The sequence below is a fragment of the Tropicimonas sediminicola genome (assembly GCF_900188335.1).
In the GTDB taxonomy this organism is placed as follows: domain Bacteria; phylum Pseudomonadota; class Alphaproteobacteria; order Rhodobacterales; family Rhodobacteraceae; genus Tropicimonas; species Tropicimonas sediminicola.
Genome location: NZ_FZOY01000006.1, coordinates 45,977 through 64,343, shown reverse-complemented (window position 1 = coordinate 64,343; position 18,367 = coordinate 45,977). Strand labels below are relative to the sequence as shown.

18 protein-coding genes are annotated in these 18,367 nt (G+C 65.5%); 4 read left to right on the top strand and 14 right to left on the bottom strand.

Features of this window, described 5'->3' with window-relative positions; all coding sequences use genetic code 11:
• Nucleotides 1-4: 4 nt before the first annotated feature.
• A complete protein-coding gene (locus tag CHB86_RS15610; protein ID WP_089234015.1) occupies nucleotides 5-889 on the bottom strand; it encodes a PfkB family carbohydrate kinase in 885 nt (294 codons plus the stop codon).
• A gap of 96 nt (nucleotides 890-985) precedes the next feature.
• Nucleotides 986-1,321, bottom strand: a complete 336-nt coding sequence (locus CHB86_RS15605; protein ID WP_176442899.1) for a cupin domain-containing protein — start codon at nucleotides 1,319-1,321, stop codon at nucleotides 986-988.
• A 219-nt stretch (nucleotides 1,322-1,540) separates the two neighbouring features.
• On the opposite strand from CHB86_RS15605, the gene rpsB reads away from it, so the two are divergent.
• Together rpsB and tsf are read left to right on the top strand one after the other, a co-directional pair.
• Nucleotides 1,541-2,329, top strand: a complete 789-nt coding sequence (gene rpsB / locus CHB86_RS15600; RefSeq protein WP_089234014.1) for a 30S ribosomal protein S2 — start codon at nucleotides 1,541-1,543, stop codon at nucleotides 2,327-2,329.
• Between the two features lie 90 nt (nucleotides 2,330-2,419).
• Nucleotides 2,420-3,292 carry a translation elongation factor Ts gene (tsf, locus tag CHB86_RS15595; protein ID WP_089234013.1) on the top strand — a complete coding sequence of 291 codons (873 nt, stop codon included), beginning with the start codon at nucleotides 2,420-2,422 and terminating at the stop codon, nucleotides 3,290-3,292.
• Between the two features lie 476 nt (nucleotides 3,293-3,768).
• On the opposite strand, the gene CHB86_RS15590 is transcribed toward tsf, so the two are convergent.
• Nucleotides 3,769-4,524: a helix-turn-helix transcriptional regulator gene (locus tag CHB86_RS15590; protein ID WP_089234012.1), complete on the bottom strand. Its 756-nt coding sequence runs from the start codon at nucleotides 4,522-4,524 to the stop codon at nucleotides 3,769-3,771.
• 405 nt (nucleotides 4,525-4,929) lie between these two features.
• Here CHB86_RS15590 and rquA point away from each other — a divergent pair, with 405 nt between their 5' ends.
• Nucleotides 4,930-5,871, top strand: a complete 942-nt coding sequence (gene rquA / locus CHB86_RS15585) for a rhodoquinone biosynthesis methyltransferase RquA (protein ID WP_089234011.1) — start codon at nucleotides 4,930-4,932, stop codon at nucleotides 5,869-5,871.
• Between the two features lie 183 nt (nucleotides 5,872-6,054).
• On the opposite strand, the gene phoB is transcribed toward rquA, so the two are convergent.
• From phoB to CHB86_RS15530, 11 genes are all read right to left on the bottom strand, one after another.
• Complete coding sequence (gene phoB / locus CHB86_RS15580) at nucleotides 6,055-6,747, bottom strand: phosphate regulon transcriptional regulator PhoB (RefSeq protein ID WP_089234010.1); 693 nt, start codon at nucleotides 6,745-6,747, stop codon at nucleotides 6,055-6,057.
• Entirely contained in the window at nucleotides 6,747-7,466 is a 720-nt protein-coding gene (gene phoU, locus CHB86_RS15575; protein WP_089234009.1) for a phosphate signaling complex protein PhoU, read from the bottom strand. The genes phoB and phoU overlap by 1 nt, the downstream gene beginning before the upstream one ends.
• A gap of 14 nt (nucleotides 7,467-7,480) precedes the next feature.
• Nucleotides 7,481-8,278 carry a phosphate ABC transporter ATP-binding protein PstB gene (gene pstB, locus CHB86_RS15570; protein ID WP_089234008.1) on the bottom strand — a complete coding sequence of 266 codons (798 nt, stop codon included), beginning with the start codon at nucleotides 8,276-8,278 and terminating at the stop codon, nucleotides 7,481-7,483.
• A 14-nt stretch (nucleotides 8,279-8,292) separates the two neighbouring features.
• Nucleotides 8,293-9,657: a phosphate ABC transporter permease PstA gene (gene pstA / locus CHB86_RS15565; RefSeq protein ID WP_089234007.1), complete on the bottom strand. Its 1,365-nt coding sequence runs from the start codon at nucleotides 9,655-9,657 to the stop codon at nucleotides 8,293-8,295.
• Complete coding sequence (gene pstC, locus CHB86_RS15560) at nucleotides 9,654-11,135, bottom strand: phosphate ABC transporter permease subunit PstC (RefSeq protein WP_089234006.1); 1,482 nt, start codon at nucleotides 11,133-11,135, stop codon at nucleotides 9,654-9,656. The genes pstA and pstC overlap by 4 nt, the downstream gene beginning before the upstream one ends.
• Before the next feature lie 172 nt (nucleotides 11,136-11,307).
• On the bottom strand, nucleotides 11,308-12,345 hold the full coding sequence (locus CHB86_RS15555; protein WP_089234005.1) for a substrate-binding domain-containing protein: 1,038 nt from the start codon (nucleotides 12,343-12,345) through the stop codon (nucleotides 11,308-11,310).
• Nucleotides 12,346-12,625: 280 nt separating this feature from the next.
• A complete protein-coding gene (locus tag CHB86_RS15550; RefSeq protein WP_089234004.1) occupies nucleotides 12,626-13,672 on the bottom strand; it encodes an ATP-binding protein in 1,047 nt (348 codons plus the stop codon).
• Between the two features lie 62 nt (nucleotides 13,673-13,734).
• Nucleotides 13,735-14,952 carry a trans-sulfuration enzyme family protein gene (locus CHB86_RS15545; RefSeq protein WP_089234003.1) on the bottom strand — a complete coding sequence of 406 codons (1,218 nt, stop codon included), beginning with the start codon at nucleotides 14,950-14,952 and terminating at the stop codon, nucleotides 13,735-13,737.
• 76 nt (nucleotides 14,953-15,028) lie between these two features.
• Nucleotides 15,029-15,547 carry a gamma carbonic anhydrase family protein gene (locus CHB86_RS15540; RefSeq protein ID WP_089234002.1) on the bottom strand — a complete coding sequence of 173 codons (519 nt, stop codon included), beginning with the start codon at nucleotides 15,545-15,547 and terminating at the stop codon, nucleotides 15,029-15,031.
• Nucleotides 15,544-16,188, bottom strand: a complete 645-nt coding sequence (gene gmk, locus CHB86_RS15535) for a guanylate kinase (protein ID WP_089234001.1) — start codon at nucleotides 16,186-16,188, stop codon at nucleotides 15,544-15,546. The genes CHB86_RS15540 and gmk overlap by 4 nt, the downstream gene beginning before the upstream one ends.
• Before the next feature lie 6 nt (nucleotides 16,189-16,194).
• Entirely contained in the window at nucleotides 16,195-17,088 is an 894-nt protein-coding gene (locus CHB86_RS15530; protein WP_089234000.1) for a YicC/YloC family endoribonuclease, read from the bottom strand.
• 466 nt (nucleotides 17,089-17,554) lie between these two features.
• Here CHB86_RS15530 and CHB86_RS15525 point away from each other — a divergent pair, with 466 nt between their 5' ends.
• Nucleotides 17,555-18,289: a PAS domain-containing protein gene (locus tag CHB86_RS15525; RefSeq protein WP_089233999.1), complete on the top strand. Its 735-nt coding sequence runs from the start codon at nucleotides 17,555-17,557 to the stop codon at nucleotides 18,287-18,289.
• The last annotated feature ends 78 nt before the right edge of the window (nucleotides 18,290-18,367 follow it).

The window sequence follows — 18,367 nt, the reverse complement described above, 5'->3', positions numbered from 1 at the left end:
GTCGTCAGGTCTCCGAAACGTAGGCTGCTGTGATGCCGAGCGCGGCTTCTATGGCAAAGATGCCGGAAAGCCCACGCGCCTCGGCAGAAATATGGGCCGCCATGAAGGTGTCGCCCGCGCCGGTGACCCGGGTGACGACCACGGGCGGCGGTGTCGCGGTCAGCACGCCCTCGGGCGTGGCCTCGGCCATCGGCGCACCGCCGTCGGTGACCAGAACCCGCCGCGCGCCAAAGGCCACGAGCGCCTCGGCCGCCGCCTTGGCGGAGGAAAAGCGGTTGTCGCAGATCAGCCCGGCCTCAATCCGGTTGACGTAGAGCGTGGCCCGGGGGTGGCGCAGCAGCGGCAGCAGGCGACCGGCCTTGCCGGGAGATGCCGGTGCGATCCGCAGATCGGCCATCGAAAACAACGGGCTGTCGGCGATTCTTGAGAGGAGCTCTTCGGTCAGGTTGCCATCGAGCGCGACGATCCCGGCATGCGGCGCATCGATCGAGCCGAGCCGCCCGTCCGCCAGCGGTTGCAGGATCGCATCACCCGCCTGTTCGAGCGAATGGGCGTCGGCAATTGCCGCCACCAGCCCGTTCTCGGCTTCGATGGCCATGTATTGATCGGTCGGCAGGGTGTCGGACCAGGTGACATGCTCGGTCACCATCCCCATCCGCCGCGCCGCCTGCTCCAGCTCGCGGCCCTCGGCGTCCTGGCCCAGAACGGTCAGCAGCGCCGGTCGCATCCCCTCGCGCACCAGCGCCATGGCGATATTCATGGCCACGCCCCCGGGCAGCCGGGAAATGCGGCCCGGCACGTCATGCCCGACCGCCATCGACCGCGGCGTGCGGCCGATCACGTCCCAGAGAACCGATCCGATGCAGAGAATGTCCGGCGTCTTTTCCATGGGGGCAAGAAACCCTGCGGCGTGACCGAAGGCAAGCGCTCCGCATCACCATCTGTTCGGAATTGTCCCGCCGGAGGCAAAAGATCCTTCGTGCGACTACCGCCGCAGCGCATACCGGTCCGGTTCCTCGAACGTATCCATCGCAATCGTGCCGGCGGCGACCTTTACCGCATGGACAACGCCGGCCGGCAGGTCATAGCTGTCGCCCTGCCGGTAGGTCGTGGTCACACCATCGACGGTCAACTGAACCTCCCCTTGCAGAACGCTGCCCCATTGCGCGCCGTGCGAATGCGGCGGCAGTTCCGCGTCCTTGTGGAAGATGAAGAAAACCAGCAGCGCGTCCTCGGTGCGCATGGCGCGGCTCTCGACCACGTCTTCCGGAAAGGGTATGTCGAGCGCGGGCAGCGCCATCAGGAAATCGGGAAGTTTCACGGGATCCTCCTTGGTGTCAGGCCGAAACTAGCAGCCTTGCGCCGGCGTCGCAGCGGAAAAGCGGGGCAGGGGGTTGCCAGCCCGTCTCCGATGCAGTATGCGCGGCCCACTTCACAGACGGGGCCTGGGCCTGCGGGGGAGACATCCCCGTATCGGTCCGCCGGTTGGGAGAGATCCCGTTCGGCCCTGTCGAGGACGCGAAACCGGAAAGGATATGACATGGCGCTTCCTGAGTTCACTCTGCGTCAGCTGCTCGAAGCTGGCGTTCACTTCGGTCACCAGACCCAGCGGTGGAACCCCCGCATGGGCGAGTACATCTACGGCGACCGTAACGGCATCCACATTCTCGACCTGACGCAGACCGTCCCGATGCTGGACCAGGCTCTCCAGGTCGTGCGCGACACCGTCGCCAAGGGTGGCCGCATTCTCTTCGTCGGCACCAAGCGCCAGGCCCAGAAGCCGATCGCCGATGCCGCCGAGCGTTGCGCGCAGTACTACATGAACCACCGCTGGCTGGGCGGCACGCTCACCAACTGGAAGACCGTCTCCCAGTCGATCGACCGTCTGCGCGCCATTGACGAGCAGATGGCGATGGGCGCCGAGGGCCTCACCAAGAAAGAGCGCCTGCACATGGAACGCGACCAGGCCAAGCTGCAAGCTTCCCTGGGCGGTATCCGCGAGATGGGCGGCATTCCGGATCTCCTCTTCGTCATCGACGTGAAGAAGGAAGACCTGGCCATCCTCGAAGCCAAGAAGCTCGGCATCCCGGTCGTCGCGGTCGTCGACACCAACTGCTCGCCCGAAGGCGTGGATTACGTGATCCCCGGCAACGATGACGCCGCCCGCGCCATCGCGCTCTACTGCGATCTCGTCTCCCGCGCTGCGCTCGACGGCATGTCCGCCCAGATGGACGCTGCCGGCATCGACCTCGGCGAGATGGAAGAGGCCCTCGTCGAAGAGACGCTCGAGGCCGCTCCGGAAGCCGAAGAGGCGTCCGCCGACGCCTGAGCCCGGCGCTCCGGGACAGCGTCACGGAACTGACACAGGCGGCAGGCTATTGCCTGCCGCGACACGACCCCCAAATCGAGGAGAGCCAAGATGGCTATCACCGCGAAAATGGTGAAGGAACTGCGCGACCAGACCGGCGCAGGCATGATGGACGCCAAGAAGGCGCTGACCGAGGTCGACGGCGACATGGAAGCCGCGATCGACTGGCTGCGCACCAAGGGCCTGGCCAAGGCCGCCAAGAAGTCCGGCCGCACCGCCGCCGAGGGCCTCGTGGGCATCAGCGTCGAGGGCGGCAAGGGCGTCGTCGTCGAGGTGAACTCCGAGACCGACTTCGTTGCCAAGAACGCCGAGTTCCAGGAGATGGTCAGCGCCATCGCCGCCGCGGCCGCCAAGGTGTCCAACGTCGAAGAACTCAAGGCCGCCGCGCTTGACGGCAAGACCGTCGAGGAAGTGGTGACCGACAAGATCGCCAAGATCGGCGAGAACATGTCGCTGCGCCGCATGGCCACCGTCGAGGGCGAGCAGGTGATCTCCTACGTCCACAATGCGGCTGCCCCCGGCCTCGGCAAGATCGGCGTGCTGGTCGCGCTCAAGGGCGGTGACGAAGCCTTCGGCAAGCAGGTTGCGATGCACATCGCCGCCGTGAACCCGGCATCGCTCTCCGAAGCCGATCTCGACCCCGCCATCGTCGAGAAGGAAAAGCAGGTCCAGATGGAGATCGCGCGCGAATCCGGCAAGCCGGAAGCGGTGATCGAAAAGATGATCGCCGGCCGGATGAACAAGTTCCTCGCCGAGGTGACCCTGCTGGGCCAGGCCTTCGTGGTCAACCCGGACCTGACCGTCGCCGCCGCCGCCAAGGAAGCGGGCGCCGAGGTGACCGGCTTCGTCCGCATGGAAGTCGGCGAAGGCATCGAGAAGAAAGAAGAGGATTTCGCGGCCGAAGTCGCAGCCATGCAGGGCTGATCCGGCAACGATACTCGGACTGCGGCGCCGTCTCCGGACAGGAGGCGGCGCCGTTTTCATTGGCGCACGCGGATGCGAGGGGAAGACGGGCAGGGCATGCGTTTCTCTCGATGGGATCTGCACGAGGCAAAAGGAAGCGGCGCAGAACGGGCCGTCTGCGCCGCTTCACAAACCACACGTTTCCGCCATCACGAGGGGATGCAGATGGCGGGATGGGTGGTGTCGGCCCGACAGGCTGACTATACGCCTGCGGACCGACATCCGGTTTCCCGGAGCGCCCCGGTAACGCCGAAATCGCGGCGACTCCCGGTTTGCAGTTCCATGGCTCAATAGCCACCACTCACGGAACATGACAAGGATCGCACACTAACGCCGGGGAAGTTAAGTAGGGAATCCCTGACCCACGATTTCGTGAGCGAGCATAAAGTTTTGAATTTAAAGAATTGTCGCCATTGCTGCGATGCAGAAAAATCTTTCTAGCCGCGAGGGCCGAAAATCTGGTGCAGGAAAGCGGCCTTGAGAACAGCCTGTGCGGTGGTCGAAACATCGAGCGCCTCGCGGGCGAGTCGCAGGTGTTTTTCGACCGTCGCAGGCGTCAGTCCCATGATCGAAGCGATCTCCGCGGTGGTCTTGCCGTCGCCCACCCATTCGAGCGCCTCGCGCTGCCGCGGCGTCAGATGCCGGCGCGTTTCCGGGTTGGGCATGGAGATCAGGCGCAGGTGCAGCACGTTGCTCATGGCCTCGATCGTACGGCCATGTTCGGCCCAGATCTCGTCGACCTCTTCGAAGGAGAGGGCAGGGACCGAGGTCAGGCTGAGCGCTCCCTTCGCCCGCACCGAGTTCGACTGGAAGCTGATGGTGTATCCCGCCAGGAAGCCCTGGCTCTTGTTGAACTCCCAGATCCGGCAGGCGGCGGGTGGCAGCAATCCCTCGCGGGCCATGCGGTCCGTGTCGCGCCAGGAACTCGCGCCGACGTTCTCCAGCGCCCAGAGCGTCATCGGGGCGTTCATGTAGAGACCGTCGTCGAGGAACGGGCGGATGTAGGATCGGTCGTGGTTGGTCAGGATCAGCATGTCGAGCGGGTCGCCGAGCGATTGTCCGGACCGAAAGCGCGTGAACCCGTAGAGCACGCGGTTGAACCCGAAATTCTCGAAGACTTCCTTGCTGTAGTCCCAGACCTCCTGCATCTCCCGCAGCGAGGTCACCCTTTCTACGAAATCAAGAATCTTCATGGCCCTCCGAAGACGGACGGCGCTGCGACCGCGGCGAAGGATCGTCGCTTCGACATCCGGGGTTCTGGAGGTCCGACCGTCGGAACGGACGGGCCATAGCGGAAAGAGCCGGGCACCGCCCGGCCACAACCATCTTGTAATACACCATGAGCAATTCCCTATGTATCCGAGGAGCATATGTCCCGCTCGAATGGGTGTCGAGATGACTCGCGCCCGTAGCGAAACAATGACGCTCGGTGGGGGGTGTTGGTTCCTGCTTTCAAACCTGAAAAACGCCGTTCAACCTTCCGGCAATGAATGGTTTTTTGGTTGGCGTTGCGCTGAAGTGCCCGAAGCTCCGTAGATTTGATCGCAACAGCAGCGCCCTCGGAGGTTTGCACCCAGCGGAACGCGGGATTGCACCCAATGGCCCCAATTCGCGGGTTTGCCGCATTTTCCGCGGTTTTTCAGCTGTCTATGGTCAGGGCAATTCGCGCCAGCAACGCGATGGCGGCCGTCGGGCCGGCCAGAGCGTCGGGGGCCGGTGGAATGGCAAATGCCGACCGGTCCGCGCCATGTGCTGCCGCGGTGACGCCAATTCGGAAAGGCCAAGCTATGAACGCCAGCGTTGACATCAGGATCAAACAGGACGGCATGGGGGCCGTATCGGCCGGAACCGCGACCTGGAGCGACGCTGTCGCGCCGGCGCCGAAGCTCCCGGACTACCTCGTGGATGTCTACACCTGGGCCTATGTGGCGCCGAGGATGGTGGAACTGCTGGACCGCGAAATCGTGGTCGCAACGATCCTGTGGTGCCAGCAGAACAAGCTGATGCGCGCGGCGCGCGACGAGCTCGAACCGGGCAGCCGCGTACTGCAGCCGGCTGCCGTTTATGGGAAGCTTGTCAGTCACTTGGCGGCCAAGATCGGGTCCGAGGGCGAATACCACGTCACCGACATCCAGCAGGTTCAGATCGACCATGTGAACCGCAAGATCGGCACGCTGCCTCAAGTGCGCACTGAGATCAGCGACGCACGCACCACCGGTGACGGGCTCTACGACACGGTGTGCTGCTATTTCCTGATGCACGAGGTTCCCGAGGACTACAAACGCGACATTGCCAACAACCTGGCGCGGCACGTGAAACCGGGCGGCAAGCTGATGTTCGTCGATTACCACGAACCGGCGTTCCTGCATCCGATGCGTCCGATCATCTGGCTCGTGTTCAAATGGCTGGAGCCGTTCGCCAAGGTCCTGTGGCGTCGCGAGTTGAAAGACTACGTGGACGACGCATCGGAATTCGAGTGGCGCAAGGAAACCTTCTTTGGTGGGCTGTACCAGAAGGTTGTTGGAGTTCGGCGCGGGTGACGCCACAGGTCCGTCAGCCTTCGCGGGGTCACATCCGAAAATAACATAATACCGATTATCGGATTTATGTGTGGAGCCGGAGCCGGGCCCCTGCGTGACGCCAAGGCTCCAAAAATCCGTGGGATCAAATAAGATTGGCCGGACCTTTATGGCCCGGCCATCGCTTGCGTTTCGTGAACGATCTCAGCCGAGCGCGTAGCCCGCGCCCCGCACCGTGCGCACCGGGTCTTCGCCCCCGTGCTGGCACAACGCCTTGCGGAGCCGCCCAATGTGGACGTCGACGGTGCGCGTATCCACATAGATGTCGCGGCCCCAGACCCGGTCCAGCAGCTGTTCACGGCTCCAGACGCGTCCGGGTTTCTCCATGAAGGTCGTGAGCAGACGAAACTCCGTCGGCCCGAGCTTCAGCAGCTTGTCGTCGCGAAACACCTTGTGCGTCTCCGCGTCGAGGATGATGTCCTCGAACTGCAGCCGCTCTCCGACGCTCGCCGGCCGCGTCCGGCGCAGCTGCGCGCGGATCCGGGCCATCAACTCGACCACGGAATACGGTTTCACGACGTAGTCGTCGGCGCCGGTCTCGAGGCCGCGCACGCGGTCGACCTCCTCCGAACGCGCGCTGAGCATGATGATCGGCACGCCGCGGGTATCGGCGCGCATCTTCAGTCTCCGGCAAACTTCGATGCCGGAGACATTGGGCAGCATCCAGTCGAGCACGATCAGGTCCGGCGCGTCTTCCTCGACGAGGAGCAAGGCTTCCTCGCCGTTCTCGGCCCGGCAGACCCGGAAGCCTTCGGCCTCCAGGTTGTAGGCCAGGACTTCGCGCTGCGCCGCCTCATCCTCGACGACCAGAACGCTCGGTTGTTCCGACGGTGACATCAGCCCTGCCCGTGGGTTTCCATCGCCGTCCGATCCGCCTTCGGCCGGTTCTCGTCAGGCATCGTTCCGGTCGTGAGGTAGATCACCTGCTCGGCGACCGCGGTGACATGGTCACCCATGCGCTCGATGTTCTTGGCGATGAAATGGAGATGCATGCAGGCGGTGATGTTGCGCGGATCTTCCATCATGTAGGTCAGGAAGTTGCGGAACAGCGAGTTGTACATCTGGTCCACCTCGAGGTCGCGCTGACGCACGTCCTCGGCCAGTTCCGGGTCGCGCTGCACGAAGGCGTCGAGCGCGTCCTTGAGCATGACCTCCACCAGCTTTGCCATACGGCGGGTCGAATTGCCGCCGTCCTCGATCGGGCGCATCTGGACCAAGACGCTGGTGCGCTTGGCCATGTTCTTGGCATAGTCGCCGATCCGCTCGAGATTGCCGGCGATCTTTATCACCGCGAGCACGGTGCGCAGGTCGCTCGCCATGGGCTGCCGCTCGGCGATGGTCAGCGCGGCCTCCTCCATGATCATTGCTTCGAGCTCGTCGATGGCGCGGTCGTCCTGGCGGACACGCTCGGCGACCTCCTCGTCGCGAGTCGCCAGCGCCTCGGCAGCCTTGAGGATCGCATCCTCCACGAGGCCGCCCATCTTCATGATATGGGCCTGCAGCGCTTCGAGGTCGCGGTCGAAAGCTCGCGCGATATGCTGCTCTTTTCTATCCATTTTTTGGTGCTCCCTTACCCGATCCGACCGGTGATGTAGCTCTCGGTCCGGGGATCCTTCGGGTTGGTGAAAATCTGTCCGGTTTCGCCGAATTCCACGAGGTTGCCGAGGTGGAAGAAGGCTGTCTTCTGGCTGACACGCGCGGCCTGCTGCATCGAGTGGGTCACGATCACCACCGAGTAGCTCTCGCGCAGTTCGTCGATCAGTTCCTCGACCTGGGCGGTCGCGATTGGGTCGAGCGCCGAGCACGGCTCGTCCATCAGCAGGACCTCCGGTTCGGTCGCAACGGCGCGGGCGATGCAGAGACGCTGCTGCTGACCGCCCGAAAGGCCGGTGCCGGGTGCGTCGAGCCGGTCCTTCACCTCGTTCCAGATGGCGCCGCGGCGAAGGGATTTCTCCACGATTTCATCGAGTTCCGCCTTGTTCTTGGCAAGGCCATGGATCCGCGGGCCGTAGGCGATGTTGTCGTAGATCGACTTCGGGAACGGGTTCGGCTTCTGGAAGACCATACCGACCTTGGCACGCAGCTGCACCGGGTCGACGCGCTTGTCGTAGATGTTCTCGCCGTCCAGCAGGAACGAGCCTTCGACACGGGCGATGTCGATGGTGTCGTTCATCCGGTTGAGGCAGCGCAGGAAGGTCGACTTGCCGCAGCCCGAAGGGCCGATGAACGCGGTGACGGTCTTGTCCTCGATGTCGACATTCACATCCTTGATGGCGTGGGTGTCGCCGTAATAGACCTGACAGTCACGGCATTCGAACTTGATTTCCTTGGTTTCCACGGCACGCTCCAGGGGTCTCATATCATTCATTTGTTCCGCTCCTCTTACCAGCGGCGCTCGAAGCGACGACGCAGGATGATGGCAATCATGTTCATGCAGAGCAGGAACAGCAGCAGCACGATGATCGCACCGGAGGCCCGCTCGACAAAAGCAGGATCGGCACGCGTGGTCCAGTTATAGACCTGCACAGGCAGGGCCGAGGCCGGGTCGAAGAAGCCCTCGGGCGGTGCGCCCGGGTATTCGCGGACGAAGGCCACCATGCCGATCAGCATCAGCGGCGCGGTCTCGCCCAGGGCCTGGGCCAGGCCGATGATGGTGCCGGTCAGGATGCCGGGCATGGCGAGCGGCAGCACGTGGTGGAACACGGACTGCATCTTGGAGGCCCCTACCCCGAGCGCCGCGTCGCGGATCGACGGCGGCACCGACTTCAGCGACGCGCGCGTCGAGATGATGATCGTCGGCAGGGTCATCAGCGTCAGCACGAGGCCACCGACGATCGGCGCCGATTGCGGCAGGCCGACGTAGTTGATGAAGATCGCGAGGCCCAGGATGCCGAAGACGATCGAGGGCACGGCCGCGAGGTTCGAGATGTTGACCTCGATGAGGTCGGTGAACCAGTTCTTCGGCGCGAATTCCTCGAGGTAGATCGAGGCCGCGACGCCGATGGGCAGCGCCAGGAAAAGCACCACCAGCATCATGTAGAACGAGCCGATGATCGCGACCCCGATGCCGGCGGCCTCGGGACGGTTCTCCGAGGCGTCGGCCGCGGTGATGAAGTCCCAGTTGAAATAGGTGCCAAGCGCTCCGTCGGCCTTCAGCTCGTCGGCCAGGCGCAGCTGGGCCGGGCTGACGTTGCTGTCGCGCTCCGCGCTCTCCATCGTCACGCGGCCCTTGTAGTAGCCGTCGATACGGCCGTTGGCGAGGAAGCGGAACTCGACGGTCTGGCCGATCTGGTCGGGGTTGGCGATGACATAGCGGCGGAGCTGCGCGGCGGCTTCCTTGGAGATCATCTCCAGCGCGTCCTTGTCGGACAGCCCGAACTCTTCCGGATCGATGCCGAGGGATTCCATCTTGCGGTCCATCGCGTCGGCGATCAGCGGCGCGTAGCCGAAGGTCGAGACCTTCTTGATCTCCTCGATGTCGCGCGTGCCGTTCTTGTCCAGCTTGGCCGGGTCCAGGTAGACGCTGGCGTTGACGAAGGTCTGCTGGAAAGCCGGCAGGCCCTGCGACAGGATCGAGGTCAGCAGGACCACGAGCGCCAGCACGCCGATCCCGATGGCAATCAGGCCGTAGAGGCGGAACCGCCGTTCGGAACGGTTGCGGCGGCGGGTCCGCTCGTCGAGGGCGATCAGCGATCCGGAACGTTCCGGGCGCGAAGCGTCGGGGCCTTGGGCGGTTGCGTCGGTCATTCGTACTGCTCCCGATACTTGCGCACGATGTAGAGAGCCAGGACGTTGAGCCCCAGCGTGATGACGAAGAGGGTGAGCCCGAGGGCAAAGGCGACAAGCGTCTCGGGGCTGGCGAAATCCGTGTCACCTGTCAGCTGCGACACGATCTTGACCGTCACGGTGGTCATCGCCTGGAACGGGTTGATGATGGCACCGAGCCCCTGCTCCATCTGCGCAGCCGCGGCCCCTGCCCCCATGACCACGATCATGGTTTCACCAATGGCCCGCGAGGCGGCCAGGAGTACGGCGCCGACGATGCCGGGCAGCGCGGCGGGCAACACCACCTGCTTGATGGTTTCCGACTGCGTCGCGCCGAGGCCATAGGAGCCGTCACGCATCGCCTGCGGCACCGCGTTGATGATGTCGTCGGACAGCGACGAGACGAAGGGAATGAGCATGATCCCCATCACCAGGCCGGCGGTGATCACGGAGTTGGTCGAGTTGCCGAAACCCGCGGGCTGGGCAATCCAGTCGCGGATCAGCGGGCCGACGGTGATCAGCGCGAAGAGACCGTAGACGATGGTCGGGATGCCGGCGAGGATCTCGATCATCGGCTTGGCCACCGCGCGCAGGCGCGGACTGGCGTATTCCGAAAGGTAGATCGCTGCGAAGAGCCCGATTGGCACCGCCACCAGAAGCGCGACCAGCGAGATGTAGAGCGTGCCCCAGAGCAGCGGCAGCATGCCGAGCTCGGAATTGCCGCGGAAGTCCGGCGCCCAGTTCAGGCCGAAGAAGAACTCGCGCCAGGAATACTGCTCGAAGAAGTTCGCCGTCTCGAAGAGCATCGACAGGACGATGCCGAGGGTCGTCATGATGGCGATGGTCGAGGCAAGGATCAGGATCGCCTTGATGCCCTGCTCCACCACGTTGCGGGCGCGGAAGTCCTTGTCGCTGCGCATGAAGGCGAAGACCAGGCCAACCACGGCAAGACCGAGCACCGCGATGCTCATGTAGAGGTTCGAGGCCTTGGCCATCACGCGGTAATTCTGAGCGGCCTCGAGGATGGGCTGGTCGACGGTCGTGGTGATGATGGCGCCGGTCGCCTTCAGGCGCTCCGTCACGTCGGTGAAATCGGCGCGCAGGTTGCGGGCCATGTCCTCGTCCATCGTGCCCTGGGCCACGGCCATGTCGAGCGCCTCGCCCGTGCGGCGGACCTCGGCCATGACGAGGCTGCGGCTGCCGCGCTCGGCGATCTTCGCGTCCGGGATGCCGGCGGCGGCCCGGTTCTCGATCACGGACGGGGCCACCAGAAGCCACGCCGCCATCATCAGCAGCGCGGGCACGACGGTCAGCATGAAGCCATGCCAGCCGTAATAGGATGGCAGCGAGTGGAGTTGGCGACCGTCTCCCCCTGCGCTCCCGAGGGCGCGCGAGCGGCCCATCAAATAGCCAATCAGACCAAGTCCCAGAACAACAAGGACGATCCAGAGCAACGGCATGAGGCGCTCTCCTCGATCAGGTGTTACAGTCCCGAGCCGGCCCCCCGGGGGCTCTGGACAGTGTCCGGCGTGGTATCGATCGGTCCGTTACGGTCGACTGCCGGACTTGCGGTGTTCCGGGGAACGCAGAAGGGGGAGCAAGCCCCCCCTTCCGGATGTCGCTTTGCGGAGATTACTCTTCGCTCATCGTGGTCAGGGCTTCGACCTTGGCTTGCGTGGCGGCAAGCTCCGGGTCGGCAACCAGGCCGTACTGGGCCAGCGGGCCGTCGCCACCGGCGATTTCGTCGGCCACGAAGAAGGACGCGTATTCCTGCAGGCCGGGGATCACGCCGACGTGGGCCTTCTTGATGTAGAAGTACAGCGGGCGGGACACCGGGTATTCGCCGGTCGAGATGGTCTCGGTGGAGGGCATCACGCCGCCCATGGTGGCGACCTTCAGCTTGTCCTGGTTGTTCTCGAAGAACGCCAGGCCGAAGATGCCGACGCCGTTCGGGTTGGCGTCGATGCGGGCCAGGGTCTCGGTGTAGTCGCCGTCGATGTCGACCGACTTGCCGTCAGTGCGCAGGGCCATGCAGGCGCCTTCGGCGTCGTCCTCGGACATGCCGCCAGCGATCATGGCTTCCATGGCGCCGGATTCTTCACAGCCGACGAGGATCACCTTCTCCTCGAAAACTTCGCGGGTGCCGTGCTTGGTGCCCGGAGGGAAGGCGATGATTTCGACGTCGGGCAGTTCCGGGTTGAACTCGGACCACATGGTGTAGGGGTTGTCGACGATCTCGCCGTCTTTCAGCACCTTGTCGGACAGGGCGTTGAAGATGTCGGCGGGCTCGAGCGCGGTGAAGGCCGGGCCGTCGATCTGGCTGGCGAACACGATCCCGTCGTAGCCGATGCGCACTTCGACGATGTCGGCCACGCCGGCAGCGGCACAGGCTTCGATCTCACCGTCACGGATCTTGCGCGAGGAGTTCGCGATGTCGATGGTGTTCTCACCAACGCCTTCGCAGAAACGCTTGAGGCCGGCCGAGGAGCCGCCGGACTCGACCACCGGGGTCGGGAAGTCGAAGTTCTCGCCGAAGGCTTCGGCCACGATCGAGGCGTAGGGCAGCACGGTCGAGGAACCGGCAACCTGAACGTTGTCACGGGCAGCGGCGGCGGTGGCGGAAACAGCGGCGATCGCCAGAGCAGAGGCGGTCAGCTTCACGAGAGACATTGCATTCTCCATGCAGTGGTTATTTTGACCGTCGCTCTCCGACGGCCTTGGCGGCGTGTTAGTCGCCGTCAGTTGGGCTTTTGTGTAAGTTTTGTAACAGTTGTGTGACAACGCACCGGATTCAGGCAGAACGCCGTCTGGGTGACGCAACGAAAAGCCGGTAAAGCACGGCGAAGTCCTCGGGCCAAGTTTCTGTCGCGGCTGTGAAATTGCCGCGCAGGTGTGCCTGTAGGGAAAGATTAACGCTTTCGTGGCCGGAATCGGAAAACCGGGGCGTCCGTCACGAATAGGCCGGCAGCAGCACTGAAAACCGGGCGCCCTCGCCCGGTTCGCTGTCGATTCGAAATCGTCCACGGTGCCGGTTGACGATGTGCTTGGCGATCGCGAGACCGAGGCCCGTGCCGCCCATCTCGCGCGACCGGTGGTTGTCCACGCGATAGAAGCGCTCGGTCAGGCGCGGGATGTGAACCGGGTCGATGCCGTCGCCGTAATCCTGCACCACGATCTCCACCGCCGGTCCCTTGAAGGCCGGCTCGCGGCTGCGGAACGACAGCCGGACCGTGACGCGCCCGGCCTCGCCGCCGTACTTGATCGCGTTCTCCACGAGGTTGATCAGCACCTGGCGTAACTGGTCGACGTCGCCCGGCACCAGAAGTTCGCTCTCATCCTCGCGCTGCGTCTCGAAGCGAACGCCCTTGGCCTCCGCCAGCGTGCGGAGCGAGCTGAGCGTGGAGTCGACCAGTTCCACCACGTCCACCGGGTCGGTCGGCCTCTGGCGCTCCGCCGATTCCACGCGGCTCAGCGAGAGCAGGTCCGACACCAGCCGGTTCATCCGTTCGGCCTCCCGCTCCATGATGTCGAGGAAGCGTTCCCGCGCCGCCGGATCGTCCCGTGCGGCGCCCCGCAGGGTCTCGATGAAACCGAGCAGCGCGGTCAGCGGGGTCTTCAGCTCGTGGCTGACATTGGCCACGAAGTCCCGCCGCATCTGCCCCGCGCGTTCCATGTCGCTGACATCCTCGAAGGAGACCAGCACGCCGGACACCGTGGTTCCGGAGACCGGCTCGGCGCGGACGTTGTAGGTGGCCTCCCGCGCGATGTCCTTCTGCACGTAGCGCGCCTGGGCCGCCCTGCCCTCGCGCAACGCAGATTCGATGGCGAGCAGCAGCCCCGGCTGGCGCAGGACGGTGACGTAGTGCCGACCCTCGCCGGAGGCTCGGAACAGGGCGGCCGCGGCGCTGTTCATCACGCGGATCCGCTCGTCCGAACCGACGAGAACCAGCGGCATCGGCACGGCGGCCATGATCGAGGCGGAAAGCTCTGTGGTCATCCTGACATGGCTCCTTTTCGAGGCCCGCAACAGGCCAGCCCGTGCCTGCCCCGCGCCCTGCCCTAGCCCGCCGCGGCGGCGGCTGCGGCAGCGATCCCGCGGGTGAAATCGGCCTCGAGAAGTGCGATATCCTCGATCCCGACGGAGACCCGGAAGAAGCCCTCCGAAATGCCCATCGCCGCCCGCGCCTCGGGCGTCAGCGCCCGGTGCGAGGAGGTCGCCGGGTGGCTCAGCGTGGTGCCGACGTCGCCGAGCGTCGGCGCGAAGGGCAGATCGGGCATCGCCCGCACCAGTGCGTTCGCCGCCGCGCGCCCGCCGGTCACCTCGAAGCTCAGCATGTTGCCGAAGCGCTGGCCGAGCAGGTTCGCCGCCCGCGCCGCGTCCGGATGATCGGCCCGGCCGGGATAGAGCACGCGCGCCACCCCGGGCAGACCGGCGATGCGGTCGGCCAGCGCCGCCGCGTTGGCCTCGGCCCGGTCGTAGCGCAGGTCGAAAGTGAAGAGCCCGCGCTCGGCAATCCAGCAATCGAACGGGCTCGGCGTGAAGCCCCAGGTCGTGGTCGCCACGCGGATCGCCTCGCGGTCCCCCGGGTCACGCGCCGCGACATAGCCGAGCGTCGCGTCGGAATGGCCGGCCAGCAGCTTGGTCACCGAATGGATCACGATATCCGCGCCGTGGTCGAAGGGCCGGAAGCTGCGCGGGGTGGTGAAGGTGTTGTCCACCACCAGCCGGATCCCCCGCTCCCGCGCCAGCGCCGCGATGCCATCCACGTCGGCGAGGCGGATGGTCGGGTTGGACACCACTTCCAGCAGGATCATCCGGGTCTCAGGCCGCAGTGCCGCCGCCACGGTCTCGACCGAGCTCATGTCGACGAGCGAGGTCGCGATGCCCTGCTTCGGAAGATCCTCCCGCAGCATCCGCAGCGTCCGGCCGTAGAGTTGGTCGCCGCCGAGCACATGGTCGCCCGATTTCAGCAGCCCCAGCATCAGCGCGCCCGCAGCTCCCATGCCAGAGCCTGTCACCAGACCGTCGGTCGCGCCCTCGAGCCGGTCGATCCGGCGGGCCAGCACGTCGGCGTTCGGGTGCCCCTCGCGGGCGTAGGTGTAGCCCGACGTGACGCCCTCGTATTGCGCATCGAGCGCGTCGGGGCTCTCCGCGGCATAGACCACCGAGGGTTGCATCGGCGTCGCCACCGGGCGGCTCACGCCTTCAGGCCAGGGCATCCGCCGGATCGTGGTTTCCGGCTGCGCGTTCCGTCGGGGCGTGTCGTCTGCACTCATTTCCGAGTCTCCTTCTGACCCGGAGCGCCTGTGCCCGGGCCGCATGTCTTCATCTTGCTGTGTGGGCCGACGGGCGTCAGAGCGGGGCGAGCCCTGCCCGGAAGCGCCGCGCCTGTCGCTGGTAGCCAAGGGCCGAGGCCTTCAGCCCCTCGATGGCCTTGTCGTCGAGCTGCCGAACCACCTTGCCCGGCGATCCCATCACCAGGCTGTTGTCCGGGATCTCCTTGCCCTCGGTGATCAGCGCACAGGCCCCGATCAGGCAGTTCCGGCCGATCTTCGCACCGTTCAGCACCGTCGCGCCCATGCCGATCAGGCTGTTGTCGCCGATGGTGCAGCCGTGCAGCATCGCCTTGTGCCCGATGGTGCAGCCCGCGCCAATGGTCAGCGGAAAGCCCATATCCGTGTGGCAGACGGTGTTTTCCTGGATGTTGGACCCGGCCCCCAGAACGATCGGCTCGTTGTCGCCGCGCAGGGTCACGCCGAACCAGACCGAGGCATCCTCCCCGATCACGATGCGGCCGATCACGTAGGCGTCCGGCGCCACCCAGGCGCTTTCGGCAATCTCTGGCGCCACGCCGTCGAGCGTGTAGATCATTCCTGCCCCTCCTCGAATTCCGCCTGAAGCCCGCGGACGAATTCCTGCAGCTTCGGCTGCTGTGCCCGGCGCATCCGTTCCGCGGTCACGATGGTCTTCAGCCGCGCGAACGTCGCATCGAGATCGTCGTTGACCAGGACGTAGTCGTAGCTGCCCCAGTGGCTGATCTCGTCCCAGCTTTTCTGCATCCGCTTGGAGATCACCTCGTCGCTGTCCTTGGCGCGCGAGATCAGCCGGCGGCGCAGCTCCGTGATCGACGGAGGCAGGATGAAGATCGAGAGCGTGTGCTTGCCGAGGTCCGAATTGCGGATCTGCTGCGCGCCCTGCCAGTCGACATCGAACAGGACGTCCCGGCCGCTGTTGATGGCGGCTTCGACGGGCCCCTGCGGCGAGCCGTAGAAGTTGCCGAAGACGTGGGCGTGTTCGAGCATTTGCCCGTCCGCCACCATCTGCTTGAAGGCCGGCACGCCGATGAAATGGTAATCCACCCCGTCGCGCTCGCCGTCGCGCGGCGCCCGGGTGGTGGCGGAGACCGAGAAGGACAGGCTGTCGTCCCAGTCCATCAGTCGATGCGCCAGCGTCGATTTTCCTGCGCCCGAGGGCGACGACAGGATGATCAGGAGGCCACGGCGGTCGGACATGTCGTGCTACTCCACATTCTGGACCTGCTCGCGCATCTGGTCGATCACCGCCTTGAGGTCAAGCCCGATCCGGGTCAGCGCCACGTCCTGCGACTTGGAGCAGAGCGTGTTCGCCTCGCGGTTGAACTCCTGCGTCAGGAACTCCAGCTTGCGTCCGATCGGGCCCTCCTCGGTCAGCAGGGTCCGCGCCGCCTCGACATGCGCGCCGAGCCGGTCGAGTTCCTCGGTGATGTCGGCCTTGACCGCGAGCAGCGCCAGTTCCTGCGCGATCCGGGATTCCTCGACGGACTCCGTGTTCTCCACGATCCGCGCCAGCGCCTCCCGCAGCGCCTGACCGGCCGCCTCGGCGCGGCCCTCCAGCCGCGCGCTTGCGTCGGCGGCAAGGCTCTCGATCCGGTCGAGCTGTTCGCCGAGCACCCGCGCCAGCGCCTCGCCCTCGCGGGCGCGGCTGGCGAGGAAATCCGCCAGCAGCGGCTCGAAATCCGCAACCAGAAGCGCCTTGAGCGGCGCGGTGTCCTCGACCTGTGCCGCCCCCTGCCCCTGCACGCCCCGCAGCGCCAGCACCTCCGCCGCGCTCGCCGGCGCGACTTTCACCCCCTCGGCCTCGGCGACGCGCGCGACCTGTGCCAGCGCCTGCAGCGCCTGCTCAAGTCCGCCGAGATCGATGGTCAGCGCGTCGGTGACGCCGTCCTTGCCAAGCTTGAGCCCCAGGGTGACGCTGCCACGCTTGAGCGCCGCTGTGATCTGGGCCCGAAGCGCAGGCTCCAGCCCCTCGACCCAATCCGGCAGGCGCAGCCTGAGATCGAGGCCGCGCGCGTTCAGGCTGCGCAGGTCCCAGCTCCAGACATGGGTGTCCGACCGCCCGGTGCGGGACGCGAAGCCGGTCATCGAGTTAACCATGGGCGGGAGCCTCCCCGATCGAAGGGAGCGCGGCGCGCAGCCTCAGCGGCGGCGTCCCGTGTCCTGCAACCCGTTGAAGCGGCGTCATTCCGTCAGTCTCCTCCTTATCGGCGGCAGGTCGGCCACCGGTCCAGCCGTGATACGTCAGCTCACGCCCGGATGCAAAGCTGCGACGTCGACGCATGCGACGGAGGTCATGGCAGCAGCCGGGGCCCGAAGCGGAATTTCCTCACCATAACCGAGGCTTGAACGGCCTTCCGCACTCGGTCCGCGTGACGGAGGAAAAATGGTTAACGCATTGTTCGCGTTAACCATTTGATATCGAAATAGGTGTAAATGAAGTCCTAACGAGCTACGAGGTGGGTAAGGTTTCGGTAAGCATGACGGGGCGGAAAGGACGCCACCGCGACGACCGGAACGCAACAGCGCCGGCCAGGGGGCCGGTGTCGGGGAAGGAGCCGGATCGATGTCGAAGGACGGAGTCACTGAACAGGACCGCGTGATCGCATTGTCGCAGGCGGACACCACTGCCACGCGGTTTCCCATGCTGGAAAGTGTCGAGCGCTACTGGAATTCCCTGCGCATCAACGGGCAGTTGCCGGCGCGGTCCGAGATCGACCCCAAGGGGCTGGAGCGCGCCCTGTCCCGCTGTTTCATCCTCGAACGCGTCGCGCCGGGTGTCGCGCGGTTCCGCCTGTCCGGTTCGCACCTGAACGACCTGCTCGGCATGGAGGTTCGCGGCATGCCGCTGACATCATTCTTCCTGCCCGACGCCCGCAAGGCCGTAGGCGATGCGCTGGCGCAGGTGTTCGACACACCGGCCACGGCCCGGCTGACGCTGGTCGGGGATCGCGGCATCGGCAAACCGCCGATGGATGCAGCGCTGCTGCTGCTGCCCTTGCGCAGCGACCTCGGCGAAGTGACCCGCATTCTGGGCTGCCTGCCGACCCTCGGGCCGGTTGGGCGGACGCCCCGCCGGTTCGACATTCGTCAGACGCGTGTGACGCCCATCGCCGGCATCGCTTGTCCCACGGAACGGGAGGCCGGGCACTGGCCGGCGCAGACCAACGGCAAACTCGAAGGGGTTCTGGACGGAATGGCGGAGGCGCCTGCGGAATTCACCCCCGCACCCGTCGCGCCGCGGCCCCCGCGCAGCACCGGGAAGCCGCATCTCTACCTCGTGTCGTCGCGCGACGATTGAAACGACTGATCCCATGAAGCAGAACGCCGGCCCAAGGGCCGGCGAACGCATTTTTTCATGAAATGATAGAAGTTTGCG